General features: G+C 73.0%; 21 protein-coding genes. 15 read left to right on the top strand and 6 right to left on the bottom strand.

The window, feature by feature from the left end; translation table 11 throughout:
- Nucleotide 1 precedes the first annotated feature (1 nt).
- Nucleotides 2-547, bottom strand: coding sequence for a hypothetical protein (locus AVL62_RS01850; RefSeq protein ID WP_153011605.1), 546 nt, complete (start codon nucleotides 545-547; stop codon nucleotides 2-4).
- Nucleotides 548-859: 312 nt separating this feature from the next.
- Between AVL62_RS01850 and AVL62_RS01845 the strand changes: the two genes are divergently transcribed.
- The 7 genes from AVL62_RS01845 (at nucleotide 860) to AVL62_RS01815 (ending at nucleotide 6319) form a co-directional block, all read left to right on the top strand.
- Nucleotides 860-1342, top strand: a complete 483-nt coding sequence (locus AVL62_RS01845; protein ID WP_058889990.1) for a CarD family transcriptional regulator — start codon at nucleotides 860-862, stop codon at nucleotides 1340-1342.
- 2 nt (nucleotides 1343-1344) lie between these two features.
- On the top strand, nucleotides 1345-2652 hold the full coding sequence (gene ispD / locus AVL62_RS16360; RefSeq protein WP_083518594.1) for a 2-C-methyl-D-erythritol 4-phosphate cytidylyltransferase: 1308 nt from the start codon (nucleotides 1345-1347) through the stop codon (nucleotides 2650-2652).
- Nucleotides 2649-3134 (top strand): 2-C-methyl-D-erythritol 2,4-cyclodiphosphate synthase, encoded by a 486-nt coding sequence (ispF, locus tag AVL62_RS01835; RefSeq protein ID WP_058889989.1) that lies wholly within the window; start codon nucleotides 2649-2651, stop codon nucleotides 3132-3134. Before ispD ends, ispF begins: the two co-directional genes overlap by 4 nt.
- Before the next feature lie 247 nt (nucleotides 3135-3381).
- Complete coding sequence (locus tag AVL62_RS01830; protein ID WP_058889988.1) at nucleotides 3382-4515, top strand: S-(hydroxymethyl)mycothiol dehydrogenase; 1134 nt, start codon at nucleotides 3382-3384, stop codon at nucleotides 4513-4515.
- The gene (locus tag AVL62_RS01825; protein WP_058889987.1) at nucleotides 4512-5141 is read left to right on the top strand and encodes an MBL fold metallo-hydrolase; all 630 of its coding nucleotides are present in this window, start codon (nucleotides 4512-4514) and stop codon (nucleotides 5139-5141) included. The genes AVL62_RS01830 and AVL62_RS01825 overlap by 4 nt, the downstream gene beginning before the upstream one ends.
- Nucleotides 5142-5166: 25 nt before the next feature.
- Nucleotides 5167-5445 (top strand): hypothetical protein, encoded by a 279-nt coding sequence (locus AVL62_RS01820; protein ID WP_058889986.1) that lies wholly within the window; start codon nucleotides 5167-5169, stop codon nucleotides 5443-5445.
- Between the two features lie 109 nt (nucleotides 5446-5554).
- On the top strand, nucleotides 5555-6319 hold the full coding sequence (locus AVL62_RS01815) for a YidC/Oxa1 family membrane protein insertase (protein WP_058889985.1): 765 nt from the start codon (nucleotides 5555-5557) through the stop codon (nucleotides 6317-6319).
- A gap of 18 nt (nucleotides 6320-6337) precedes the next feature.
- On the opposite strand, the gene AVL62_RS01810 is transcribed toward AVL62_RS01815, so the two are convergent.
- Together AVL62_RS01810 and AVL62_RS01805 are read right to left on the bottom strand one after the other, a co-directional pair.
- Nucleotides 6338-8635, bottom strand: coding sequence for a TIM-barrel domain-containing protein (locus tag AVL62_RS01810; protein WP_058889984.1), 2298 nt, complete (start codon nucleotides 8633-8635; stop codon nucleotides 6338-6340).
- A 96-nt stretch (nucleotides 8636-8731) separates the two neighbouring features.
- A complete protein-coding gene (locus AVL62_RS01805) occupies nucleotides 8732-9385 on the bottom strand; it encodes a GOLPH3/VPS74 family protein (protein ID WP_058889983.1) in 654 nt (217 codons plus the stop codon).
- Between the two features lie 136 nt (nucleotides 9386-9521).
- Between AVL62_RS01805 and cysS the strand changes: the two genes are divergently transcribed.
- The 3 genes from cysS (at nucleotide 9522) to AVL62_RS01790 (ending at nucleotide 12828) form a co-directional block, all read left to right on the top strand.
- Nucleotides 9522-11027, top strand: coding sequence for a cysteine--tRNA ligase (gene cysS / locus AVL62_RS01800; RefSeq protein ID WP_058889982.1), 1506 nt, complete (start codon nucleotides 9522-9524; stop codon nucleotides 11025-11027).
- A gap of 12 nt (nucleotides 11028-11039) precedes the next feature.
- On the top strand, nucleotides 11040-12020 hold the full coding sequence (rlmB, locus tag AVL62_RS01795; protein ID WP_058889981.1) for a 23S rRNA (guanosine(2251)-2'-O)-methyltransferase RlmB: 981 nt from the start codon (nucleotides 11040-11042) through the stop codon (nucleotides 12018-12020).
- Between the two features lie 67 nt (nucleotides 12021-12087).
- Nucleotides 12088-12828, top strand: a complete 741-nt coding sequence (locus AVL62_RS01790) for a Pr6Pr family membrane protein (protein WP_235585462.1) — start codon at nucleotides 12088-12090, stop codon at nucleotides 12826-12828.
- A gap of 51 nt (nucleotides 12829-12879) precedes the next feature.
- On the opposite strand, the gene AVL62_RS01785 is transcribed toward AVL62_RS01790, so the two are convergent.
- The 3 genes from AVL62_RS01785 to AVL62_RS01775 all read right to left on the bottom strand — a co-directional run bounded on the left by AVL62_RS01785 (nucleotide 12880) and on the right by AVL62_RS01775 (nucleotide 16772).
- Complete coding sequence (locus AVL62_RS01785; protein WP_058889979.1) at nucleotides 12880-14127, bottom strand: DUF4032 domain-containing protein; 1248 nt, start codon at nucleotides 14125-14127, stop codon at nucleotides 12880-12882.
- Between the two features lie 211 nt (nucleotides 14128-14338).
- Complete coding sequence (locus AVL62_RS01780; protein ID WP_058889978.1) at nucleotides 14339-15370, bottom strand: type IV toxin-antitoxin system AbiEi family antitoxin domain-containing protein; 1032 nt, start codon at nucleotides 15368-15370, stop codon at nucleotides 14339-14341.
- 319 nt (nucleotides 15371-15689) lie between these two features.
- A complete protein-coding gene (locus AVL62_RS01775; RefSeq protein WP_058890170.1) occupies nucleotides 15690-16772 on the bottom strand; it encodes an ABC transporter ATP-binding protein in 1083 nt (360 codons plus the stop codon).
- A gap of 317 nt (nucleotides 16773-17089) precedes the next feature.
- Here AVL62_RS01775 and AVL62_RS01770 point away from each other — a divergent pair, with 317 nt between their 5' ends.
- The 5 genes from AVL62_RS01770 to AVL62_RS01750 all read left to right on the top strand — a co-directional run bounded on the left by AVL62_RS01770 (nucleotide 17090) and on the right by AVL62_RS01750 (nucleotide 24224).
- A complete protein-coding gene (locus tag AVL62_RS01770) occupies nucleotides 17090-18457 on the top strand; it encodes a sugar ABC transporter substrate-binding protein (RefSeq protein ID WP_058889977.1) in 1368 nt (455 codons plus the stop codon).
- Nucleotides 18458-18624: 167 nt separating this feature from the next.
- Entirely contained in the window at nucleotides 18625-20259 is a 1635-nt protein-coding gene (locus AVL62_RS01765) for an ABC transporter permease subunit (RefSeq protein WP_083518592.1), read from the top strand.
- 1 nt (nucleotide 20260) lies between these two features.
- Nucleotides 20261-21235 (top strand): sugar ABC transporter permease, encoded by a 975-nt coding sequence (locus AVL62_RS01760; protein WP_058889976.1) that lies wholly within the window; start codon nucleotides 20261-20263, stop codon nucleotides 21233-21235.
- The gene (locus AVL62_RS01755) at nucleotides 21232-23157 is read left to right on the top strand and encodes a glycoside hydrolase family 13 protein (RefSeq protein WP_083518591.1); all 1926 of its coding nucleotides are present in this window, start codon (nucleotides 21232-21234) and stop codon (nucleotides 23155-23157) included. Before AVL62_RS01760 ends, AVL62_RS01755 begins: the two co-directional genes overlap by 4 nt.
- Entirely contained in the window at nucleotides 23154-24224 is a 1071-nt protein-coding gene (locus AVL62_RS01750) for a LacI family DNA-binding transcriptional regulator (RefSeq protein ID WP_153011604.1), read from the top strand. The genes AVL62_RS01755 and AVL62_RS01750 overlap by 4 nt, the downstream gene beginning before the upstream one ends.
- Nucleotides 24225-24272 lie beyond the last annotated feature (48 nt).

Raw genomic sequence — 24272 nt, 5'->3', positions numbered from 1 at the left:
CTCAGTGGTCGCCCTCGTCGTGCTCCTCAGGAGGCTCGACGGGGCCGCCGGCGTCGTCGGCGAAGACCGCGTAGGGGCCCTGCGGGAGCAGCACCGGGGCGGTGGAGGACAGCGTCTCGCCGTCGGCGCTGACGCGGACCTCGACGTGCTGCCCGGACGGGCCCTCGAGGGCCGGCACGATGATGCGCTCACCCTCGGTGCCGCTGGCGGACAGCCCACCGTCGAGCCGGGCCGAGCCGTTCGGGTCGACGGTCACCTCCGGGCTCAGGCTCTCCCCGGCCACGCTCACGGTCACCGTGACCGGCTCCGAGGTCTGGTTGATGACGGCACCGGAGACCACGGCGGGCGCTCCGTCCCCTTGGGAGACCAGGAGCAGGTCGCGCACGTCGAACACCTCGCCGTCCATCTGCACGCCGTCGGCGGGGGCGTAGACGAAGGTGGTCGCCTGGGGGGAGTTGACCGAGCATCCGGTGAGGGCCAGCGCAGCGAGCGCGCCGGTCACCAGGGCAGCCGGGCGGCGGGTGCGGGAGGTGCGTGCAGTCGTCACGAGGACAGCGTAGCGTCCGGCCCCCACGCCCCGCCCGTCGTCCCCGCCCCACGTGCTCGGGGGCGCGCCGACCTGCCCCTCCACCTGCGCCGACGTGGCTCCCGGGCCGTCCGCCGGACCCGGCCCCGGGGTCGGCGGGGAGCCCTCTGGGCGGGGGCGGGACGGCATACCCCGGGGGCTATCCGGGCCCCGCCCGGAGCACATCACCTGGTGCTTGTCAACCCTTTGACCTGCGGAAACATCGTTCTCGAGATTACGTGACCTGCGCCACGCGTGGTATCCTGGGAGTCCGCCGAAAGGGGCTTTACCACGATGACGTTCAAGGTCGGAGAGACGGTTGTCTACCCCCATCATGGGGCCGCTCTCATTGAAGAGATGAAGACGCGAACCATCAAGGGCGAGGAGAAGCTCTATCTGAAGCTCAAGGTCGCCCAGGGCGACCTCACGATCGAGGTGCCGGCAGACAACTGCGACCTGGTCGGGGTCCGCGACGTCGTCGGCAAGGACGGCCTGGACAAGGTCTTCGCCGTGCTGCGCGCCGAGCACACCGAGGAGCCGACCAACTGGTCGCGCCGCTACAAGGCCAACCTCGAGAAGCTCGCCTCCGGCGACGTCATCAAGGTCGCCGAGGTCGTGCGCGACCTGTGGCGCCGGGACAAGGACCGCGGCCTGTCCACGGGCGAGAAGCGGCTGCTCTCCAAGGCCCGCCAGATCCTGGTCAGCGAGCTCGCGCTCGCGGAGAAGACCAACGAGGACACCGCTGAGGCCACCCTCGACGAGGTCCTCGCCTCCTGACGATGGAGGCGGACGTCGCCGCGGGTGGCGTCGGCATCGTCCTCGTCGCCGCCGGGCGCGGCACCCGTCTCGGAGCGGGCCGGCCCAAGGCCCTGGTGCCTGTCGGCACCGGTAGGGACGCGCGGTCCCTGGTCCACCACGCGCTGACGCGCGCACTGGGGACCACGGGGCTGCGGCACGTCGTCGTCGTCGCTCCGCCCGACGAGGCGGGGCTGCAGGCCATGGTCGACGCCGTCTCCGATGCCGCTCCCTCCCTCCCGGGCATCCCTCGCGCCGCAGACGGTGCGGTCGGGCCGGGTCCCGAGGGTGCGCGGGGCGTCCCCGTGGCCGTCGTGCCGGGCGGGGCCGAGCGCCCCGACTCCGTCGCCGCGGGCCTGGCCGCCCTCCCGGCCGGGCTCGACGTCGTGCTGGTGCACGACGCCGCCCGCGCCTTCACGCCCACCCCGGTCTTCGACCGCGTCGTCGCTGCCGTGCACGCAGGCCACGACGCCGTGGTGCCGGCGCTGGCCGTCACCGACACCGTCAAGCAGGTGACGGCTGACGGGGACGTCGAGAGGGTCACCGCCACCCCCGACCGCGCGGGTCTGCGGGCCGTGCAGACCCCGCAGGGCTTCCGCCGGGCGACCCTGGAACGGGCGCACGGGCAGGCACGGGGCGAGGCACGGCATACCGACGACGCCGGGATGGTCGAGGCCACCGGCGGGCGCGTCGCCGTGGTGCCCGGCGACCCCCGGGCGCTCAAGGTCACGACGCCGGGCGACCTCGAGCTCGCCGCCCGCTGGGTCGACGACGAGCGCGCCGCGGGCCAGCCCCTCCTGGTCGTCCTCGCCGGCCTGCCGGGGGTCGGCAAGACGACCCTCGCGCGGACCCTGTGCCGACGCCTCGCCGCGGCCCACGTGCGGGTCGACACCGTCGAGCAGGCGCTGGTGCGGGCGGGGACGCCCGGCGCGGAGGTCGGGGCGCGGGGGTATGCCGTCGCGCTCGCCGTCGCCGCCGACCAGGTCGCCGTGCGGCGCCCCGTCGTGGCCGACCTGGTCAACGCCGTGCCCGAGGCACGGGAGGCGTGGGAGCGCCTCGCGGTGGACGTTGGTGCCCGCCTCGTCCGGGTGGAGCTCGTGTGCTCGGACGTCGACGCGCACCGCAGCAGGGTCCAGGGTCGGGTGGCCGACATCGACGGGCACCGGCTGCCCACGTGGGACGAGGTCGGCCCGCAGGACTGGACGGCCTGGACGGGCGCCGAGCTGACGATCGACACCGCCACGACCGGCGTCGAGGACGCCGCCGCCCTCGTCGAGGAGGTCTGCCGATGACGACGAACCTGCCGCGCACCGGGATCGGGGTGGACGTCCACGGGTATGCCGACGACCCCCGCCCCCTCTGGCTCGCCTGCCTGGAGTGGCCGGGGGAGCGAGGGATCGAGGGGCACTCCGACGGCGACGTGGCGGCCCACGCCGCGTGCGACGCGCTGCTGTCGGCCGCCGGGCTCGGGGATCTTGGCTCGGTCTTCGGGACCGGCCGGCCGGAGATGGCCGGGGCCAGCGGCCGGCAGATGCTCGCCCACGTGCACGAGATGCTCGCGGCGGCCGGCTGGCAGGTCGGCAATGTCGCCGTGCAGGTGGTGGGCAACCGGCCGAAGGTCGGGCCGCGCCGCGCGGAGGCGGCCGCCGCCATGTCGGCGGCCCTGGGCGGGGCCCCGGTGTCGGTGAGCGCCACCACCACGGACGGGCTCGGGCTCACCGGCCGCGGCGAGGGCGTCGCCTGCATCGCCACGGCGCTGGTCGTCCGGGCCTGACCGACCGGCGGCCTCAGGCACCACCGACCTGTCCCTCTGCCAGCCGCGTCGTCCACTGACAGCCTCGAGGTCATCTGACAGCCCCCTCGAACAGGCTGTTAGCTGACAGACCGGTTCTCAGATGACGCACCGGCTCCCAGTGGCGGCCCGGAGTGCGGCTGCGCGCTGACGTCCCCCGGCTGCGTGGGGGGAGGGGACGGCATACCGTGGGCGCAGCACGTCGACCGCCGCCAGAGAGGACCGCAGCATGCCGCAGACCGTCAAGGGTGTCATCGCCCGCAGCAAGGGGGCCGACGTCGAGGTGGTCGACGTCGTCGTCCCCGACCCGGGGCCGGGCGAAGCCGTCGTCAAGGTCGACGCCTGCGGGGTCTGCCACACCGACCTGCACTACCGCGAGGGCGGGGTCAACGACGAGTTCCCCTTCCTGCTCGGGCACGAGGCGGCCGGGACGGTCGAGGCGGTCGGCGAGGGGGTCACCGACGTCCAGCCGGGCGACTTCGTCATCCTCAACTGGCGCGCGGTCTGCGGCCAGTGCCGGGCCTGCGCGAAGGGCAAGCCGTGGTACTGCTTCGCCACCCACAACGCCAGCCAGAAGATGACGATCGCCGAGGGCGACGAGATGGCCGGCACCGAGCTCTCCCCGGCCCTGGGCATCGGCGCGTTCATCGAGAAGACGCTGGTGCACGCCGGCCAGTGCACCAAGGTCGACCGGGAGGCCTCCGCCGTGGCGGCCGGGCTCCTCGGCTGCGGTGTCATGGCCGGCTTCGGCGCGGCCGTCAACACCGGCGGCGTCACCCGGGGCGACTCGGTCGCCGTCATCGGCTGCGGCGGGGTCGGGGACGCCGCGATCGCCGGTGCCTCGCTCGCCGGCGCGACGACCGTCATCGCCGTCGACGTCGACGACCGCAAGCTGGAGACGGCGAGAAGGTTCGGCGCCACGCATACCGTGAACAGCACGGAGACCGATGCGGTCGAGGCGATCCAGGCGCTGACCGGTGGCAACGGCGCCGACGTCGTCGTCGAGGCGGTGGGCCGGCCCGAGACCTACCAGCAGGCGTTCTACGCCCGGGACCTGGCCGGCACGGTGGTGCTCGTCGGCGTCCCGACCCCCGAGATGGAGGTCACGCTGCCGCTCATCGACGTCTTCGGACGGGGCGGCGCGCTGAAGTCCAGCTGGTACGGCGACTGCCTGCCCAGCCGGGACTTCCCGATGCTCATCGACCTCTACCGCCAGGGCCGCTTCGACCTGGACGGCTTCGTCACCGAGACCATCGGCATCGGGGACGTGGAGTCCGCCTTCGCCAAGATGCACGGCGGCGACGTGCTCCGCTCGGTCGTGGTCCTCGACCAGGCGGCCGCCGGCGAGGAGGTGGGCGCATGAGCGCGCGCATCGACCACGCGACCACCAGCGGCACCTTCGAGCTGGACGGCGGCTCGTGGGACGTCGACAACAACGTCTGGGTGCTCGGTGACGACACCGAGTGCGTCGTCATCGACGCCCCGCACGACGCCGACGCGATCGCGGAGGTCGTCGGGGACCGGCAGGTCCGCGCCATCCTGCTCACCCACGCCCACAGCGACCACGTGGACGCCGCGCTCGACCTCAAGGAGCGCACCGGCGCGCCCCTGCTCCTGCACCCCGGCGAGGCCCCGGTGTGGGAGCTCACCCACCCGGAGGCGCGGTGGGACCAGGACCTCGCCGACGGGCAGCGCATCGAGGTCGCCGGCGTGACGATCGAGGTGCTGCACACCCCCGGGCACTCGCCGGGGGCCTGCTGCTTCTCGGTCGCCGACCTCGGCGTCGTCTTCTCCGGCGACACCCTCTTCCAGGGCGGTCCGGGTGCCACCGGCCGCTCGTTCAGCGACTTCGACGTCATCGTGGAGTCCATCACCGACCGGCTGCTCACCCTGCCGGAGGACACGGTGGTCCACACCGGCCACGGCGACACCACGACGATCGGCGAGGAGAAGCCGCACCGGCAGGAGTGGATCGACCGGGGGGAGTGAGCGGCACCGGAGTAGGCTGCGTGCCATGACCTCCCGCGGCGACCGGCTGCCCCTCCTCGGGGTGCTGCTGCCGCTGCTCGCGGTCGTCGTGCTGCTCTCGGCCGCCGCGACGCCCGACCACCTGCTGGTCGCGCTCGCCGCGGCCGCCGTGGTCGCGCTGGCGGCCGACCGGGGAGCACTGCCGCTGCGGGCGCAGGTCGTCTCCGTGCAGCACCACAACGAGGTATGCCGCGGCGCCGGCGTGCGCTCGAGCGACCCGGACCGCTCCGGCTGGGTCCGGCCGCGGGCACCCGGGCGGGGCTGACCCGGCTCCGCGACCCGGTCAGGACTGACCGTCGGCAGGAGCCGGGCTGACCCCCAGCCCCTGCCCACGGCATACCCCAGCGGTGTGCCCGCGCCCTCCGGAGACCCACGTGTTCGCCTTTCTCGACCCCCTGCTCATCCACGTCCACGACCTGCTCGCCGCCCTCGACGACTGGGTGCCGCCCGCCCTCGTCATCATCGCGCTCACCCTCGCGGTGCGCCTGGCCCTGCACCCCATGAACCGTGGCCTCGCCCACGGCACCGTGCGCCGCCGCGACCTGCAGCCGCGCATCGCGGCGCTGCGCGCCGAGCACGGCGAGGACCACCGCGCCCTCCAGCAGGCGATCCTCGACCTGCACCGCGAGGAGGGTGTCTCCCCCCTGCCCGGGTGCCTGCCCGTCCTCGTCCAGATCCCGGTGTTCTCGATGGTCTACCGGCTGTTCACCGCCACCGAGATCCACGGCGAGCACAACCAGCTGCTGGACCACACCTTCCTCGGCGTCGGGTTGTCCGAGCACCTGCTGACCGCGGGCGCCGGGGACCGCTGGGTCTTCCTGGTGCTCATCGGTCTCACCCTCGTCGTCGCGGTGTTCGCGGCCCGGCAGATGCGGCGGCACATGGCGCAGGACCGGGAGCGGACGGCGGCGCTCGACCCCGGCGCCCGCGAGCGGCTCACCGACGCCCAGCGGGCGATGCAGGACTCGATGGAGCAGATGACCAAGGTGCTGCCGCTCATGTCCTTCCTCACCGTGCTCGCGGTGGTGTCGCTGCCGCTCGCGGCGGGCCTCTACCTCGTCACCAGCGCGATATGGGGCCTACTCGAGCGGGCCAGCCTGCGGCGTATCAGCGCGGTGCCCCCCGCCGCGCCTGCCTAGACCGCGGCGACGGCCGGGTCAGGCCGCCGTGACGATCTCGGTGAGCGCGCCCACGAGGGCGTCGTCGAGGCGGGCCGAGCGCAGCTCGTCGGCGACCCGGGCAGGGCCCGCGCCACCGTCGCCGAGGCCGCGCTGCAGCACCACCCAGGCGCGCTCCTTCGCCGCGTGCTCGACCTGCGCCGCGTCGAGCAGCGCGAAGCACTCGCCCAGCACGTCGGGCGCGCCCGGGTCGGGCAGCTCCACCGAGACCTGCTCGCCCACGGGCACGTCGCGCAGGGTGTGCACCTCGTCCGCCCCGGCGAGGCGCACGCTCCAGGTCCGGGTGGTCGGCAGCACGCCGAGGTCGCCCTCGGCCGGGCCGACGACGAGCCGGCGACCGGCCTCGTCCCAGCGCAGCGGGGTGCGCGCGAGCCGGCGCGTGTCCTCGGGGCCGTCGTCGTCCTCGACGAGCAGGTGCTCCCCGTCCTGACCGGGGAAGACCACGAGCTCCAGGTGCTCGGGCAGCTCGACCCCGTTGACCGGCTCGCCGCCGGTCAGCGGCAGCACCGTGCCCGCCCGGGCGAAGACGGCCGTGCTGCCCAGGTCGCGGTATGCCGTGAGCTCGCGACCGTGCGCCCCGGCGTCGTAGCGGCGGCCCGTCTCGAGGTCGGACCACTGGCCCGGCGGCAGCCAGACGGGGGTCGCCGACAGGTCGACGCCGGGCAGGCGCGGGGTCACCGCCGGGGCGCAGAGTAGGTCCTCGCCGAAGAAGAAGGTGGCGCGGTGGGCATACGCCTCCGGGCGCCCGGGGTGGCGGTGGTAGACCGGCTCGACCAGCGAGATCCCCTCGACCGCGGCCCGCTCGGCCATCGTGGCGAGGTAGGGCAGCAGCCGGTGCCGCAGCCGCAGCGCCTCGCCCATGAGCCGCTCACCCTCGGGGCCGAAGCGCCACGGCTCCTTGCCCTGGAACGGGCTGGCGCTCGCGTGCAGGCGGTTGACCGGGGACCACACGCCCAGCTGCACCCAGCGCACCGCGAGCTCGACGTCCTTGGAGCCGGCCCAGTGACCGCCGATGTCGTGGCTCCACCAGCCGTAGCCGATGTTGGCCGCGCTCGCGGTGAACTCGGGCTGGAAGGCCAGCGACTCCCAGCTGATGAGCGAGTCGCCGGAGAAGCCGATGGGCGTGCGGTGCGAGCCGGGCCCGGCATACCGGGAGAAGACCAGCGGTCGCAGCCCGTCGGCCTCCTGCTGGGCGAAGTGCCGCTCGTTGAGCAGCCACAGCGGGTCCAGCCCGGGCAGCGCGGTGTGGGTGCCCTGCTGCCAGTCGATCCACCAGAAGTCGACACCCTGCTCCGCGAGCGGTCCGGCGACGTGGGTGAAGAACGCCTGCCAGAAGCGCTCGGAGGTGGGGTCGAACTCGACCGGCTCCCCGCTCGCCGGATCGATGCCCATGGCCCGCGCCATCGCCGGGTAGGCCTCCTCGTGCCGCCGGATGCCGTCGGCCGGGTGGTCGTTGAGGGTGACCTTCAGACCGCGACGGTGCAGGTCGTCGAGGAAGGCCTGCGGGTCGGGGAAGAGCTCGCGGTTCCAGGTGTAGCCCGTCCACCCGCTGCCGATCTGCGGGTCGACGTCGACGAGGTGCCAGTCCATGTCGATGACCGCGACCGAGAAGGGCAGCCGGTCGGCGGCGAACCGGTCCAGCAGCGCGGCGTACTCGTCCGCGGAGTAGGGGTGGTAGCGGCTCCACCAGTTGCCGAGGACGAAGCGCGGCACCCGCGGCACCGGCCCGGTCAGCGCGTGGAAGTCCCGCAGCGCGCCGTGGAAGTCGAGCCCGTGGGTGAAGACGTAGAGGTCGACCGCACCCGGCTCGCGCGGGGTCAGGTCGGTGAGCGCGGGGCCGGTGCGGACCAGCGAGGGGGAGTCATCGAGCACGCCGAGACCGCTGCGCGACAGGATCGAGGGCTCCAGCGGCACCGGCCCGTCGGCGTCGTCGAGGGTGCGCGTGGTGCCCGGCAGCGCCGCGTCGACCGGCTCCCCGAAGCGCCAGGTGGAGTGGTATGACGTGAGCCCGCCGCGCGCCTGCACGCTCAGCCCCGCGGCGGAGGGGTCGGCGCCGTCGTAGCGGACCTCGAAGCCGTCGCTGAGCGCCCGCACGCCGCCGCGCCACGGCTCGACGTGCAGGGGCAGCTCCCCGCGGTCCTCCCGCCACAGGTCGCGGTCGACCACCACCTGGGTGGGGTCGTCGGTGAAGGTGCCACTCGGGGACCACTCGATCCGCAGCAGGTGCGGGGTGAGGGCGGTGAGGCGGCAGCGGTCGTTCTGGTGCACGATCGGCATGCCGCAACCCTAGGGGGCAGGACCCGCGGGCCTCCGCGGAGCCCTCGCGCCGATCCTCGCCCCCTCGGCACCGGCCCGTCCCTCGGTCCCCCTCGGTCAGCTGCTGGCGGCCGCGCCCCCGGCGGCGACGGCCGCCGCAGCCGCCGCGGTCGCCGCCTGGATCGCCTCGGACACCGCGCTCGCGGCCCACCGCCCGCGGGCGACCTCCTTGGCCCGCTTCCGCAGGTCGCGCAGCGGGATGCCGCTGCGCGCCGCGGTCGGCAGCGCCTGGCCCAGGGCGTTGGTGGCGTGCAGCAGGGCCACGAGCGAGCCGGTGCGCCCGTCCGGCTCCTGCCGCCCGGTGAGGACGGCGAGCAGCTCGGCCCGCAGGGCGTCGCGCCGCGCCACGTCGACGACCTGCCAGCGCGACCACCACCGCACCCCCAGGGCCCGCGCCTGCTCCTCCTGCACCACCTCGGCGCGGCTCAGCCGCTCCAGCGCCCGGCCCGGCAGCCCGCGGCCGATCCGGGCCAGGACGTCCCGGGGCTTCTTCCCGGCCCGGTCCGCGAACCGGGTCAGGGCCTCGTCCAGCAGCTCGTCACCGGTGGGGGAGGCGTCGACGACCGCGATCCGCCCGCCGTCCAGGCTCACCCGCTCCGCCAGGGCCAGCTCGCACAGCAGCGCCCCGGCCACGGCGAGCTCGGCGCGGCCGACCCTGTCGAAGCCGTCGTCGGCGCGGGTGACGAGCAGGAACTCCTCGGCGATGAGCATGCCTCGACGCTACCCATGCCCGGTCGCGCGCGCGTCGGCTCCGGGACGGAGATCGGCCTCCGACCACGGGAGGAGAGGACGGCGCCCGTGGCGGGGAGGCACGGCATACCGGGTCCGACCCGTAACCTTGACTCCTGTGACCCTGCACCTGTTCGACACCGCCACCCGCGAGCTGCGGCCGTTCGTGCCGCTGGACCCGGACGGCCGGAGCGTCGGCATCTACATCTGCGGGCTCACCACGCAGGGCAGCCCGCACATCGGGCACGTGCGCTTCGCCGTCGCCTTCGACGTGCTGCGGCGGTGGCTGGAGCGCGGGCACGGCTACGACGTCACCCTCGTGCGCAACGTCACCGACATCGACGACAAGATCCTCACCAAGGCCGCGGACGCGGGCCGGCCGTGGTGGGCCTGGTCCTACCGGCACGAGCAGGAGACCAGCCGGGCGCTCGACCTGCTCGGGGTCCTGCCGGCGACCTACGAGCCGCGGGCGACCGGGCACGTCACCGAGCAGGTCGAGCTCGTAGAGACCCTCGTCGAGAGGGGCCACGCCTACGCCGCGCAGGACGGCAGCGGCGACGTCTACTTCGACGTGCGGTCCTGGCCGGACTACGGCTCGCTCACCCGGCAGCGGCTGGAGGACATGGAGCCGGCCGGCGACGCCGACCCGCGCGGCAAGCGCGACCCGCGCGACTTCGCGCTGTGGAAGGGGCACAAGGAGGGCGAGCCGGAGACCGCCAGCTGGCCGACGCCGTGGGGGCGCGGCCGCCCGGGCTGGCACCTGGAGTGCTCGGCGATGGCGCGCAAGTACCTCGGTGACGCCTTCGACATCCACGGCGGCGGCGTCGACCTGCGCTTCCCGCACCACGAGAACGAGCAGGCCCAGTCGCACGCCGCCGGGCTCGGCTTCACCAACTTCTGGCTGCACAACGCCTGGGTCACGGTCAAGGGCGCCAAGATGGGCAAGTCGCTCGGCAACGCGCTCGCGGTGACCGAGCTGACGAGGACGGTGCGGCCGCTGGTGCTGCGCTTCTACCTCGGCGCGGTGCACTACCGCTCGGTCATCGAGTATGCCGAGGGCTCGCTCACCGAGGCCGCCGCCTCGGTGGAGCGCGTCGAGGGCTTCCTCGCGCGGGCGCTCGAGGAGCTCGGTGTCGCGGCCGGCGACGTGGTGGCGCAGTCGCGGGCGCTGCCCGTGGAGCAGGCCTTCCCCGAGGCGTTCCGGGCTGCGCTGGACGACGACGTCAACGTCTCCGAGGGTCTGGCCGTCGTCTTCGGGGCGATCCGGGAGGGCAACCGGGCGCTCGAGGGTGGTGGCGTCCGTGGTGACGCGGACCCGAGCGACGCCGACCCGGGTGACGCGGACGGTGCCGACGGTGCGCTGCGGCATACCGTCCTGCAGGTGGTCGCCATGCTCGACGTGCTCGGCGCCAACCCCCTGGACGAGCGCTGGGGCGGCGGCCCGGGCGCGGACGACCACGCCGGCGAGGTGCTCGCCGCGCTGGTGCAGGACCGGCTGGACGCGCGGGCGCAGGCCCGGGCGGACAGGGACTTCGCGACCGCGGACGCCATCCGCGACCAGCTGACCGCGCTCGGCGTGGTCATCGAGGACACACCGGCCGGGGCCCGCTGGGCCCTGCGCTGAGGAGGAACAGACATGGCAGGCAACCAGCGACGCCGCGCGGCGCGCACGACCAACAAGAAGGGCGCCGTCGTCGGCTCCGGCGGGCAGCGGCGCAAGCAGCTCAAGGGCAAGGGCCCGACGCCGCGGGCGGCGGACCGCGTCGGCCACCCGGCGGCGCGCCGGGCCGGACGGTCCGAGGGTGCGGGCGAGAAGGGCGGAGGTCGTCCGGGGGGCGGTCGTGGTGGCCAGGGCGGCCGGCGCGGCGGGGCGAACAAGGGCTCGACCGAGCTCGTCGCCGGGCGCAACAGCGTTCTCGAGGCGCTGCGGACCGGGGTCCCGGGGACGGCCCTGCACGTCGGGTCCCGGATGGAGTCCGACGACCGCGTGCGGGAGAGCATCACGCTGGCCACCGAGGCGGGCATCCCGGTCATGGAGTCGCCGCGGGGCGAGCTGGACCGGATGACCGACGGGGCCGTGCACCAGGGCCTGGTCCTCGCGGTGCCTCCGTACGACTACGCGCACCCCGAGGACCTCCTGAGCCAGCAGCTGCCGGGCGTGCCGCTCGTCGTGGCGCTGGACGGCATCACCGACCCGCGCAACCTCGGCGCGATCGTCCGCTCGGCCGGGGCCTTCGGCGCACACGGCGTCGTCGTCCCCGCGCGGCGCTCGGCCGGCCTCACCGCCGCCGCCTGGAAGACCTCGGCGGGGGCCGCCGCCCGGGTCCCCGTCGCGCAGGCGACGAACCTCACCCGGGCGCTGGAGGCCTACCGGAAGGCGGGGTTCTTCGTCATCGGTCTCGACGCCGACGGCGACGTGCAGCTGCCCGGCCTGGAGCTCGCCGACCAGCCGCTCGTCGTGGTCGTCGGGTCGGAGGGCAAGGGGCTGTCCCGGCTCGTCCGGGAGACCTGCGACCAGATCGTGTCGATCCCCATGGCGGCGGCGACCGAGTCGCTCAACGCCGGGATCGCGACGGCGGTCACGCTCTACGAGATCGCGCGCGCCCGCACCCGCTGAGCGCCGGGGCGGTGCCGGTCCTCGTCGCGCTCGGCCGGATGGCCTCCGGAGCCGCTACCGTCCTGCTGTGACGAGTTCGCCCGTGCGGGCCACCACCTGGGCGGTCGTCCGCCTCGCCTCGGCGGCGCTCATCCTCGCCGCCGTCCTCGCCCAGGCGCGGGTGACCCTCGGGGGCGCGGCGGACGCGGGCCGCGACCTCGGGCTCACCACCGTGAACTTCTTCAGCTTCTTCACCATCCTGTCCAACGTCGGGTCGGTCGTCGTCCTGACCTGGGCGGGGGCGTGGCTGCTGCGGGCGCGCGGCGACCACGGGGCGCGCCGGGAACCGCCGGCCCTCGCGGTCGCGCTCGCGTGCGTGACGACATACATGGTCGTCACCGGGGTGGTCTACAACACCCTGCTGCGCGGGATCGAGCTGCCGCAGGGCACGACGGTCGCCTGGTCCAACGAGGTGCTGCACGTCGTCGGCCCGGTGCTGCTCGTGCTGGACCTCGTCCTCGCGCCGAGGCGGGGCGGGCTGGCGTGGCGGGCGGTCGGGACCGTCCTCGTCGTGCCGGTCGTCTGGGTCGCCTACACCCTCGTCCGGGGCCCGCTCGTGCCCAACCCGGTGACCGGCGCCGACCGCTGGTACCCCTACCCGTTCCTCGACCCGGAGAACCCCGCGCTCACGCCGCCGGGGTATGCCGGGGTGTCGCTCTACGTCGTCGGCATCGCCCTGGTCATCGGCGCGACCGCGGCCGGGGTGGTCGCGGTGGGCCGGGCGCGCGGGCTGGCGGACGGCATACCTGAGCGCGTCGCCGGTGGGTGAGGTGCGGTCAGGCGTCGGACCGGCGGGCGACCCGGGTCGCCCGCCCGCGCCTCACTCCGCGAGCTGGGCCCGGATGGGGATCTCCTCGGTGTCGACGCCGAGGATCGAGATCTCGTCGGGCTTCTGCGGCAGCACCGTCGCGACGTAGTCCTGCACGGCCTCCACGAGGTCGACGTCGTGCTGGACCCGCTCGGAGAGGTACCACCGGTGCTCGAGGATCTCGTGGAAGAGCTCGGCCGGCTCCAGCTTGCTGCGCAGCTCGCGCGGCACCGTCCGGGTGACGGGCTCGTAGACCCGGGACAGCCAGTCGTGCGCGACGAGCTCCTCGTCGTCCTCGAGCCGGTCGGTCGCCGCGCGGTAGGAGTCGAGGTCGTTGAGCAGCCGGCGCGACTGGTTCTCCTCGACGTCCAGGCCGGTCAGGCGCATGAGCCGCCGCGAGGCGTGGCCGGCGTCGACGACCTTGGGCTGGATGCGGATGTAGGCGCCGTCGATGTCGGTGGTCATCTCCAGCTCGTCGACGTCGAAGCCCAGGTTGTTGAGGCGGCGCATGCGCTCGTCCACCCGCCAGCGGTCGCCGCGCTCGAAGCGCTCCTCGCCGGTCAGCTCGTTCCACAGCAGGTCGTAGCGGTGCATGATGCGGTTGGCGATCTCGATGGGGTCCTCCCCCTCGTCCAGGGCGCCGGCCGCCTCGAGGTCCATGAGCTCGCCGGCGATGTTGCCGTGCGCGACGAAGAGGTCGTGCTCGCGCTGCCCGGGGGAGAGCTGGGGGTGCAGCTCGGCGGTCTCGGCATCGACGAGGTAGGCCGCGAAGTCGCCCGCGTCGCGGCGGAAGAGCGTGTTGGACAGGGAGACGTCGCCCCAGAAGCAGCCCGCCAGGTGCAGCCGCACGAGCAGGACGGCGAGCGCGTCGAGGGTGCGCCTGGCCGTGTCGGGGCGCATCCGCTGGCTGAAGACCGCGCGGTAGGGGAGGGAGAACTTCAGGTGCCGGGTGACGAGGCAGGCGTCCAGCGGCTCGCCGTCGGCGTCGGTGCGCCCGGACACGACGGCCAGCGGCTCGACGGTCGGCAGGTCGAGCCGGCGCAGGTTGCGCAGGGTCTGGAACTCGCGCCGGGCCAGCGGCTCGGAGATCTCCTTGATGGCGATGACCGCCCCCTGGAACCGCACGAAGCGCACCACGTGGCGGGAGATGCCCCGGGGGAGCGCGGCCAGGTGCTTCTCCGGCCACTCCTCGAGCGGCACCTCCCACGGGAGGTCGAGCATCGCCGGGTCCAGCTTGATGGCGCTGATGTCGAGCGGCATACCGCCCAGCGTAGGCCCGTCCTGGCTCCCCCGCACCGGGCGCCGTGAGTGGTTGCTCTGCTCCCCACCGGGCGTCGTGAGTGGTTGCTCTCCTCCTCACCGGGCGTCGTGAGTGGTTGCTCTGGTTCCCACCGGGCGTCGTGAGTGGTTGCTCTGGTTCCCACCGGGCGTCGTGAGTGGTTGCTGACGTCGCTCCAGGCCGTGCACACCGTCACTCTGCGCGTGGCAGGAGCGGGAGCCTGCGGAACTCTCCCTCCCACCTGACCCAGCCGGTGAAGGGACGCGACAGCGCTCGGGACCGGGCGGCGTTGATGCGCTGGGCGACGACCTCCGGGGTGTGCATGGCCTCCTCGGTCATCCAGCGCGCGACCTCCAGACCCAGCCGCTCGATGCGTCCTTGGCGAACCGCCTCGGCCGCGAGGACCGACCGGGCCACCTGCTCACCGGTCTCCGCCGTCGCTCCCAGTCGGTACTTGCCCTGACCGTCGCACTCCGTGGCCACCTGCTCGTGGTCCAGGAGGCCGTCGAGCCGGGCGACGAAACGGAACTCTTCGTCATACAGCTCGACCTGGGGGATGGGCTGCGGAAGCTCGGCCAGGTGGATGACGCCGGCGGAGTATGCCTCGCCCCAGCTCTCGCGACGCCCGTCCAGCAGGTCGATGACCTGGAGCGCCCTGGGTCGGCCGACCCAGCGCCGCTGGGTGTCGAGGACGGCCCGGACCTCCCGGGGCGTGACCGTCGACGCGCGCACCGCCTCGTCGAGCATGGCCAGAGCGTGCGGGAGGCGTCGTGTGCGCAGGATGTCGGCGCAGGTCTGGGCGATCGTGGTCGTGCGCATCCCGTCCACGGTCGTGACGGGGACGTCGATCGTGTCCGTGTGGTGGATCGTCACGCCAGGGAGCCGCCGCGAGCTCGGTGCGTCCTCGACGCGCACGAGCTCCACGTCGGCGTGCGGGGAGATGACCAGCGGCAGGTCGTGCACCACCCCTCCGCTCGCATGGCTGGCGACGCACCCGGGGTGATCGAGCAGGGCCTCCCCCAGCCGTTGCAGGTGGTGGCGCCGCGTGAGCTCCCAGCGCTCCCCGTCGGGAAGGGCGACTCCGGCCGCGGCATACCAGCCGCGGCGCAGGCGCACGACCCGACCGCTGCCGACGAGGTGACGCAGCTGCTGACGCGACAGGCCGAGACCCAGCGCATCGGCATACCGGAACGGGGTCAGGGGGAGGTCGGTGAGCGTCGCCATCCGGTCACGTTGAGGGCGTCCGCACTCCGTTCGCCAGGGACGCGCGACGATCTGTGGACGGGTGCGGGCAGCCACGGACGATGTGGACAGCGTCGCCAACCATTCGCGGCGCTCGGTGGGGTGGTGGGCAACCACTGGCGGCGCTCGGTGGGGTCCTGGGCAACCATTCGCGGCGCTCGGTGGGAGATAGGGGGCGCGCGCGGACGCGGCGAGGCCGCCTGCCCCGGGTGGGACAGGCGGCCTCGGTATGCCGCGCGGCTGGTCGCGACGATGCCTGCGGCTCTACGCAACGATCCCGCGCGGCTCGTCGCGGGCGGGGTCAGCCGCTGATGCGCTCGCCGGACTCGGCGTTGAAGAGGTGCACGTGGTCGCCCTTGGGGGTGAAGTGCACGATCTCGCCCTTCTTCGGCGGGGTGCGGCCGTCCACGCGGGCGATGAACGGCTTGTCGGCGGCGCCGGCTCCCGGCAGCTCGCCGTAGATGTAGGCGTCCGCGCCGAGCTCCTCGACGACGTCGATCTCGATCGGCAGGCCGCGACCGGAGTCGGACAGGTCGACGTCCTCGGGGCGGACCCCGAGCACCAGCTCGTTGCCGGCCTTGGCGAGCACGTCGCGCTCCACCGGGTGCACGTAGTCACCCAGCTTGATGCCGCCGTCGGCGACCGGCACGGTCATGAGGTTCATGGCCGGGGAGCCGATGAAGCCGGCGACGAAGACGTTGTTCGGGTGGTCGTACATGTGCCGCGGGCTGTCGCACTGCTGCAGGATGCCGTCCTTGAGGACCGCCACGCGGTCGCCCATCGTCATGGCCTCGACCTGGTCGTGGGTGACGTAGACGGTGGTGACGCCGAGGCGGCGCTGCAGCGAGGCGATCTGCGTGCGCGTCTGCACGCGCAGCTTGGCGTCGAGGTTCGACAGCGGCTCGTCCATGAGGAACACCTGCGGCTGGCGCACGATGGCGCGGCCCATGGCGACGCGCTGACGCTGGCCACCGGAGAGCGCCTTGGGCTTGCGCTCGAGGTACTGCGTCAGGTCGAGGATCTTGGCGGCCTCCTCGACCCGCTCGCGGATCTCGCTCTTGGACTTGCCGGCGATCTTGAGCGCGAAGCCCATGTTGTCGGCCACGGTCATGTGCGGGTAGAGCGCGTAGTTCTGGAAGACCATCGCGACGTCGCGGTCCTTGGGCGGCATGTGGGTGACGTCCCGGTCGCCGATGAGGATGCGACCGCCGTTCACCTCCTCCAGCCCGGCGAGCATGCGCAGGGAGGTGGACTTGCCGCAGCCGGACGGGCCGACGAGGACGAGGAACTCGCCGTCGGCGATCTCGATCTCGAGCTCGTCGACCGAGGGGGTGTCCGCCCCGGGGTAGATGCGCGTGGCCTTGTCGTAGGTCACCGTTGCCATGATCAGCTCCTTCACCGGCAGGTACGTGCCGGACGATCCGTTGTAAAGGACGGACCCGGCGCCGGTCGGCACCGGATCATCTCCGGGCGGCGGGGTGGCGGTGGTATGCCGTCAGGGCGCCGTTGCCGGTGACGGGCGTCACGTTAGCAGATCGTGACCTCACGACTTCTTGCAAGTTCTTGCAAAGTCGCGGGACGTGCTTGCATACTTGCCGCAACGGTCGTCGACCCCCCACCTGCACGACGACGACCGCGGCATCGTCGCCGCTCCTCGAGCAGCGCCGGGCCGGTGACCTCACCACTGTTCGAAGGAGAACCATGAAGCGCACCACCGGTGCTGTAGCCATCACCAGCGCGGCGGCTCTGCTGCTGTCCGCCTGCGGCGGCGAGTCGGGCGAGGAGAACGCCGACTCCGGCTCGACCGCCGAGGAGTCCGCCGCGGAGGACGACGCTGCCGCGGAGGACGACGCTGCCGCCGAGGACGACGCTGCCGCCGAGGACGAGGAGGCCGCGGGTGACGAGGCCGCCTCCACCGAGGCCCCCGTCCGCGACGAGAACGCCGAGCTGGTCATCTGGGCCGACGACGTGCGCGCCCCCATCCTCACCGAGTGGGCCGAGCAGTTCGGCGAGGAGTACGGCATCACCACGCAGGTGCAGGTCGCGACCGACGTGCGCCAGCAGTTCAAGGACGCCGCCAACGTCGACCAGGGCCCGGACATCGTCGTCGGCGCCCACGACTGGCTGGGCGAGTTCGTCCAGAACGGCATCGTGGAGCCCGTCCAGATGTCGTCCGACACCCAGGCCCTCTTCACCGAGGACTCCCTCGCGGCCACCCAGTTCGACGGCCAGATCTACGGCGTCCCCTACGCCACCGAGTCCCTCGGCCTCATCCGCAACACCGCCCTCGCCCCGGACGCCCCGGCCTCGATGGAGGAGCTGGCCTCCTTCGGCAACGAGCTCGTCGACGCCGGCGACGCCGACCAGGCCTTCGTCACCCCGGTGAGCAACGTCGGTGACGCCTACCACGCCTACCCCTACCTGTCGGCCTACGGCGGCGGCATCTTCGGCACCAACTCCGACGGCGGCTGGGACCCGGACAACGTCATCGTGGGCTCCGAGGAGTCGATCCAGGGCGGCGAGAAGATCGCCTGGATGGCCGAGGAGGGCCTGCTCAACGTCAACGTCGACTCCCCGACCATGGAGTCGCTGTTCGCCGAGGGCCGCACCCCCTACATGGTGGCCGGGCCGTGGGCCATCCCCAACGTCGAGGGCGCCGAGATCGAGTACGCCATCGACCCGATCCCGGATTTCGAGGACGGCGGCGAGACCGTGCCGTTCCTGGGCGTCCAGATGTTCTACGTCGCCTCCGGCGCGCAGAACCCGACCCTGGCGCAGGAGTTCGTCAACACCTACGTGACGACCGAGGAGATGCAGCTGGCGCTCTTCGAGGTCGGCCAGCGTCCCCCGGCCCTGCAGTCGGCGCTGGACACCGTCTCGGCCGAGGACGAGGACATCGAGGCCTGGTCGGCCGCCGGCGAGGGTGCCTCACCGATGCCGAACATCCCCGCGATGAACGCCGTCTGGGGTCCGCTGGGCCAGGCCACCTCCGACATCGTCGGTGGTGCCGACCCCGCCGAGCGGCTCCCCGCCGCCGAGGAGGAGATCGTCTCCAACATCGGCCGCTGAGCCGTCCCTCATCCCTCGGTCCGGCGGTGCGGACACCGTCCCGCCGCCGGGCCGAGGCCCCACAGCACGCTCCGCGGCACCACCCCTGTGGCGCCACCCCCTGAAGCACCAGCCCCAGCAGCACCACCCCGCAGGCCGACGGCCGCAGCAAGAGAGGGACGACGACGATGTCGCAGACACGGAGCAGCGAGGTCGACGCTGCGCTGGAGAACCTCGAGCCGACCGGGGAGCACCTCGAGTTCAGCTCGCGCACCCCGCTGTGGGTGCAGGTCGTCAAGTGGGGTCTGATCCTGCTGACCCTCGCGGTGCTGGGCTGGATGGCCCAGCAGGTGATCGAGGCCGGCTACTGGATCATGGTCTCGCTCATCGGCTTCATCGCCCTGTGCGTGCTCGCGGTCTACGCGACGAAGCGGGCGATCCCGGCGAAGTACCTCTTCCCCGGCGTCCTGCTCATGCTGCTGCTGCAGATCTGGCCGCTGATCTACACGGTGCAGATCTCCTTCACCAACTTCGGTGACGGCCACATCAGCTCCAAGGAGGAGGCGGTCGCCTCCATCGTGGCCAACTCGGTGCGCGAGGTCGAGGGCAGCAGCCGGTATGCCTTGAACATCGCCGTCCCCGAGGGCGGGGACGTGGCCACCGGTGACCTCGCCTACCTGCTCACCGATGCGGAGGGGACCTACTACGTCGGCACCCTCGACGGGCTGGAGGAGCTGCCCGCCGACGGCGTTGAGGCGGGCCCGACGGGGCGCATCATCTCCGCCCCCGGCTGGACCACGCTGACCCCTCAGGAGGTCAACGAACGGTCCGACGACCTCGCCGACTTCGGCGTCCCGGTGTTCAACGACGCGGGGGAGCAGACCGCCGGCATCCGGCAGGTGGGGCTGTCCGAAGCCTTCATCGGCACCCCGACGAGGGTCTACGACGAGGAGGCCGACACCATCACCGACACGGTGACGGGCACGGTCTACGTCGCCGAGGACGCCAACTTCGTGCCCGAGAACGGGGAGGGCGCCGCGCTGCCCCAGGGGTGGCGCGAGTTCGTCGGATTCGAGAACTACACCAACGCCTTCACCAACGCGACCCTGCGGGAGGGCCTGACCAAGGTCTTCGTCTGGAACGTCTTCTTCGCCGCCTTCACGGTGGTCGCGACGTTCCTGCTCGGCATGGCGATCGCGCTGCTCATGAATGACGAGCGGCTCAAGGGCAAGGGGATCTACCGCTCGATCCTCATCCTCCCCTACGCCCTCCCGATCTACGTGACGGCGCTCGTCTGGGCGTCGATGTTCAACCAGGACTTCGGCCTCATCAACAACCTCTTCGGGCTGGACATCAACTGGCTCGGCAGCGCCTGGTGGGCGCGGGTCGCCGTGCTCATCACCAACCTGTGGCTGGGGTTCCCCTACTGGTTCATCGTCTGCACCGGGGCCCTGCAGGCCATCCCCAGCGACGTCAAGGAGGCGGCGGCCATCGACGGGGCCGGCGCCTTCGCCACGGTCCGGCGGGTCATCATGCCGCTGCTCCTCGTGGCCGTCGGCCCGCTGATGATCGCCTCCTTCGCCTTCAACTTCAACAACTTCGGGCTCATCTGGCTGCTCACCGAGGGCGGGCCGTTCGTAGGCGGGCAGAGCTCGATCGGCTCCACCGACCTGCTCATCACCCTGGCCTACCGGCTGGCCCTGGGCGGCGCGTCGCCGAACTTCGGCTTCGCCTCGGCCATCTCGGTCATCATCTTCTTCCTGGTGGCCGTCATCAGCTACTTCGGCTTCACCCGTACCGCGGCGCTCGAGGACGTGAACTGACATGACTTCTCCCCAGGACCCCACCAGCAGCACCCTCGGGTCGGTCGACGCGCACGGCAGCGACCGGGGTCGCGGCGGCCGGCTCGGCACCGCCGCCGCCGACGTCTACACCGTCACGCGGAAGTCACGACGCACCTCCTTCCGCGCCGTCTGGTGGCGGCACGCGCTGGCCCTGCTGGCGCTGGCCTTCGCCCTCTTCCCGATCGTCTTCATCGTGTCCTCGGCGTTCAACAACGCCGGCACGCTGTCCACCTCAGGGCTGCTGCCGACCCGATTGGGGCTGCGCAACTTCGACGCGCTGTTCAGCGACGGCGCCCGGCCCTACTGGACGTGGTACAAGAACTCGCTCATCATCTGCGGGGTCGCCACCGCGGCGACCCTCATGCTGGGGGCGGCGGCGGCCTACGCCTTCTCCCGGCTGCGCTGGACCGGCCGCCGGTTCGGGCTCCTCTTCATCCTGCTGGTGCAGATGTTCCCCGCCCTGCTGGCCTTCGTGGCGCTCTACATCACCTTCGCGACCGTCGGCGAGGTCATCCCGCAGATCGGCCTGAACACCCTCTGGGGCCTGCTGCTCGTCTACCTCGGCGGCGCGATGGGCGCCAACATCTGGCTGTTCAAGGGCTACTTCGACACCATCCCCAAGGAGCTGGACGAGGCGGCCAAGATCGACGGCGCGAGCCACGCCCGGGTGTTCTTCACCATCATCATCCCGCTGGTGACGCCGATTCTCGCGACGGTGGGCATCCTGGCCTTCGTCGGCCTCTGGGGCGAGTTCCTGCTCGCCAGCATCTTCCTCACCGACGCGGACGACCAGACCCTGGCCGTCGGGCTCTACGCGACCCGCAACGCCAACCAGAACGAGTACTTCGGCCAGTTCGTCGCCGGCGCCCTGCTCGCCTCGCTGCCGGTGGTGCTCGTCTACCTCAGCCTCCAGCGCCTGCTCATCGGCGGCATGACCGCGGGCTCGGTCAAGTGAGCCGGGCGGTCGATCCTCACCACGACGGGTCACCGCTCTACGTCAGCGACCAGCACCCCGCGCCCGGCGCGGTGGTGTCGGTGCGGGTGCGGGTGCCACGGGCCGCGGCGGTGGGCGCCGTGCACGTGCGCACCACGCCCGACGGCGAGCAGTTCTTCACCGACGCCCGCGTCGTGCGGCGGACCGAGGACGAGGACTGGTGGCAGGGGGAGGTGCTCTGCCACAACCCGGTGACCACCTACCGCTTCCTGCTGCAGAGCGACGCGGAGGACGTGCCGGCATACCGCTGGCTCAACGGCACCGGCGTGCACCTGCGCGACGTGCCCGACACCAGCGACTTCCGGCTCGTCACCCACGCGCCGCCGCCGGACTGGGCGCAGCGCGCGGTCGTCTACCAGGTCTTCCCCGACCGGTTCGCGCGCGACGAGACGGTGGAGCCGGTCGGCGACCCCGGCGGGCCGCGCACCGACCTGCCCGACTGGGCCGTGCCCGCCCGGTGGGACGACCCCGTGGCCCTGGGCCGGGGGGACAACCCGGCCCAGGTCTTCGGCGGCACCCTCGACGGCGCCCGGGAGCGGCTGGACCACCTCGTCGACCTCGGCGCCGACGTGCTCTACCTCACCCCGGTCTTCCCGGCCCGCTCCAACCACCGCTACGACGCCTCCACCTTCGAGGCGGTCGACCCGGTGCTCGGCGGCGACGCGGCGCTGCTGCGGCTGCAGGAGGCGGCGCACGAGCACGGCATACGCGTCATGGGCGACATCACCACCAACCACACCGGCGACCGGCACGAGTGGTATGCCGCCGCCCGGCAGGACCCGGACGGCGAGCAGGGCGGGTGGTACGTCCGCGACGACGAGCGGTGGGTCACCTGGCTGGGCGTGGCGAGCCTGCCCAAGCTGGACCACTCCGCCGACGGGCTGCGGGCGAGGCTCACCGAGGGGCCGGGGTCGGTCATTGAGCGCTGGCTGGGGGAGGGCGGCGGCTTCGACTCCTGGCGGGTCGACGTCGCCAACATGACCGGGCGCTACAAGGGGGTCGACCTCACCCACCAGGTGGCCCGCGAGACCCGGGCCGCGGTGGACCGGGCGACCGGCGGGCAGGGCCTGCTCATCGCCGAGCACACCCACGACCACAGCCGGGACGTCGACGGCGACGGCTGGCACGGGGTGATGAACTACTCCGGCTTCACCCGGCCCGTCTGGACCTGGCTGCGCGCGGCGGACTTCGCGCCGAAGTTCCTGGGCAGCCCCCTGCAGGTGCCCCGGCTCGGGGCCGAGCTGGTCGCCGAGACCATGCGCGACTTCTGCTCGATCGTGTCCTGGCGGGCGTGGACCCACTCGATGACCCTCGTCGGGTCGCACGACACCACCCGGGTGCACACCCTCGTCGGCGACGACGTGGACCAGGTGAGGGTGGCCGCCGGGCTGCTGCTGACGATGCCGGGGATCCCGATGATCACCTACGGTGATGAGATCGGTATGCCGGGCGACTTCGGGGAGGACGGGCGACGCCCGATGCCCTGGGCGTCGCGGGACACCGAGGACGGGTTGTGGGACGCCGGGCTCGTCAAGCACTACCGGCAGCTCATCGCGCTGCGGCACGACTCCCCGGCGCTCTGGGGCGGCGGGATGCGGTGGCTCTATGCTGAGGGGGACGTCATGGTCTTCCTGCGGGAGCACCCGGAGCAGACGGCCCTCGTGCACGTCGCGCGGGCGGCCCACGACGGCGTCGAGATCCCGACCACCCAGGTGGCCGGAGCAGGGGCCGCGCAGGGCCGGACACCGCAGACCGCGGGGCTCGACGTGACCGGGAGCGGGGTGCGGCTGGCCGCGCCCGGCCCGACCGTGCAGGTGTGGACCTGGGCGACCGACGCACCGGCCTGGGAGCCGGTGCCCGAGACCTACCGAGGTGGTTGGTGAGCAGCACATCCGTCCCCGTCCGCCCCGGCGCGGGTGAGGGCTCGGGCGCCTCGCGCGGTCGGCTCGCCGACCTCGCGGCGTATGCCGGGGTGAGCGAGGCGACCGTCAGCCGGGTGCTCAACGACAAGCCGGGCGTGGCGGTGGCGACCCGCCAGGCCGTGCTCACCGCGGTCGACGTCCTGGGCTACGAGCGGCCCGGCAAGCTGTCCCGCAACAGCGCCGGCCTCGTCGGGCTCATCACCCCCGAGCTCACCAACCCGGTCTTCCCGATGTTCGCCCAGTCGATCGAGACGCAGATGGCGGCGGCCGGCTTCACCCCGGTGCTCTGCACGCAGACTCCGGGCGGGGTGCACGAGGACGAGTACGTCCAGATGCTGCTGGACCGCGGCGTCTCGGCCATCGTCTTCGTCAGCGGCTACCACGCCGACTCCCGGGCCGCCATCGACCGCTACACCGCGCTGCGCGAGCGCGGGCTGCCCATCGCCCTGGTCAACGGCTACCGCGAGGGCATCGACGCGACCTTCATCAGCCACGACGACCACGCCTCCATGCGGCTGGCGGTGCGGCACCTGCGCGACCTGGGGCATACCCGCATCGGCTTCGCGACGGGCCCGGCGCGCTACGTCCCCGTGGAGCGGCGGATCGAGGGCTTCCGCGCGGCGATGGCCGACCTCGACGGCAGCGACGGGGTGGACCTCGACGAGCTCATCTGCACGACCCTCTTCTCCGTCGAGGGCGGTGCGGCCGCCGGGCGCCAGCTCATCGAGGCCGGGGCGACCGGGATCGTCTGCGGCTCGGACGTCATGGCGCTGGGCGTCATGCGGGCGGCGACGCAGCTGGGGCTCAGCGTGCCGGGCGACCTGTCCGTCGTCGGCGGCGACGACGTGCCTTTCATGACCTTCGTCGACCCGCCGCTCACGACGGTGCGCATGGACGTCATGGGGATGGCCGAGGCGGCGGTCACGGCGGTGCTCGAGGAGATCGCGGGCGAGCCGGTGGACCGGCGGGAGTACCTCTTCGACCCCGAGCTCATCCTGCGGGAGTCGACAGGGCCTGTCCGGCGCTGAGAGCGCTCCAACCGCTCCGTGGGCAACCATTCGCGGCGCCCGGTGGGG

Source organism: Serinicoccus chungangensis (assembly GCF_001483745.1).
Taxonomy (GTDB): Bacteria; Actinomycetota; Actinomycetes; order Actinomycetales; family Dermatophilaceae; genus Ornithinicoccus; species Ornithinicoccus chungangensis_A.
This window is presented reverse-complemented; position numbering and strand designations above follow the sequence as displayed.

Bases quoted from the DNA above. Each gene is read 5' to 3' on its own strand.
- ispF (WP_058889989.1), top strand. From the start codon at position 2,649: ATGACGACGAACCTGCCGCGCACCGGGATCGGGGTGGACGTCCACGGG.
- AVL62_RS01775 (WP_058890170.1), bottom strand. From the start codon at position 16,772: ATGGCAACGGTGACCTACGACAAGGCCACGCGCATCTACCCCGGGGCG.
- AVL62_RS01760 (WP_058889976.1), top strand. From the start codon at position 20,261: ATGACTTCTCCCCAGGACCCCACCAGCAGCACCCTCGGGTCGGTCGAC.
- AVL62_RS01810 (WP_058889984.1), bottom strand. From the start codon at position 8,635: ATGCCGATCGTGCACCAGAACGACCGCTGCCGCCTCACCGCCCTCACC.
- AVL62_RS01765 (WP_083518592.1), top strand. From the start codon at position 18,625: ATGTCGCAGACACGGAGCAGCGAGGTCGACGCTGCGCTGGAGAACCTC.
- AVL62_RS01825 (WP_058889987.1), top strand. From the start codon at position 4,512: ATGAGCGCGCGCATCGACCACGCGACCACCAGCGGCACCTTCGAGCTG.
- AVL62_RS01780 (WP_058889978.1), bottom strand. From the start codon at position 15,370: ATGGCGACGCTCACCGACCTCCCCCTGACCCCGTTCCGGTATGCCGAT.
- rlmB (WP_058889981.1), top strand. From the start codon at position 11,040: ATGGCAGGCAACCAGCGACGCCGCGCGGCGCGCACGACCAACAAGAAG.
- AVL62_RS01845 (WP_058889990.1), top strand. From the start codon at position 860: ATGACGTTCAAGGTCGGAGAGACGGTTGTCTACCCCCATCATGGGGCC.
- AVL62_RS01830 (WP_058889988.1), top strand. From the start codon at position 3,382: ATGCCGCAGACCGTCAAGGGTGTCATCGCCCGCAGCAAGGGGGCCGAC.
- AVL62_RS01770 (WP_058889977.1), top strand. From the start codon at position 17,090: ATGAAGCGCACCACCGGTGCTGTAGCCATCACCAGCGCGGCGGCTCTG.
- AVL62_RS01820 (WP_058889986.1), top strand. From the start codon at position 5,167: ATGACCTCCCGCGGCGACCGGCTGCCCCTCCTCGGGGTGCTGCTGCCG.
- AVL62_RS01785 (WP_058889979.1), bottom strand. From the start codon at position 14,127: ATGCCGCTCGACATCAGCGCCATCAAGCTGGACCCGGCGATGCTCGAC.
- AVL62_RS01805 (WP_058889983.1), bottom strand. From the start codon at position 9,385: ATGCTCATCGCCGAGGAGTTCCTGCTCGTCACCCGCGCCGACGACGGC.
- ispD (WP_083518594.1), top strand. From the start codon at position 1,345: ATGGAGGCGGACGTCGCCGCGGGTGGCGTCGGCATCGTCCTCGTCGCC.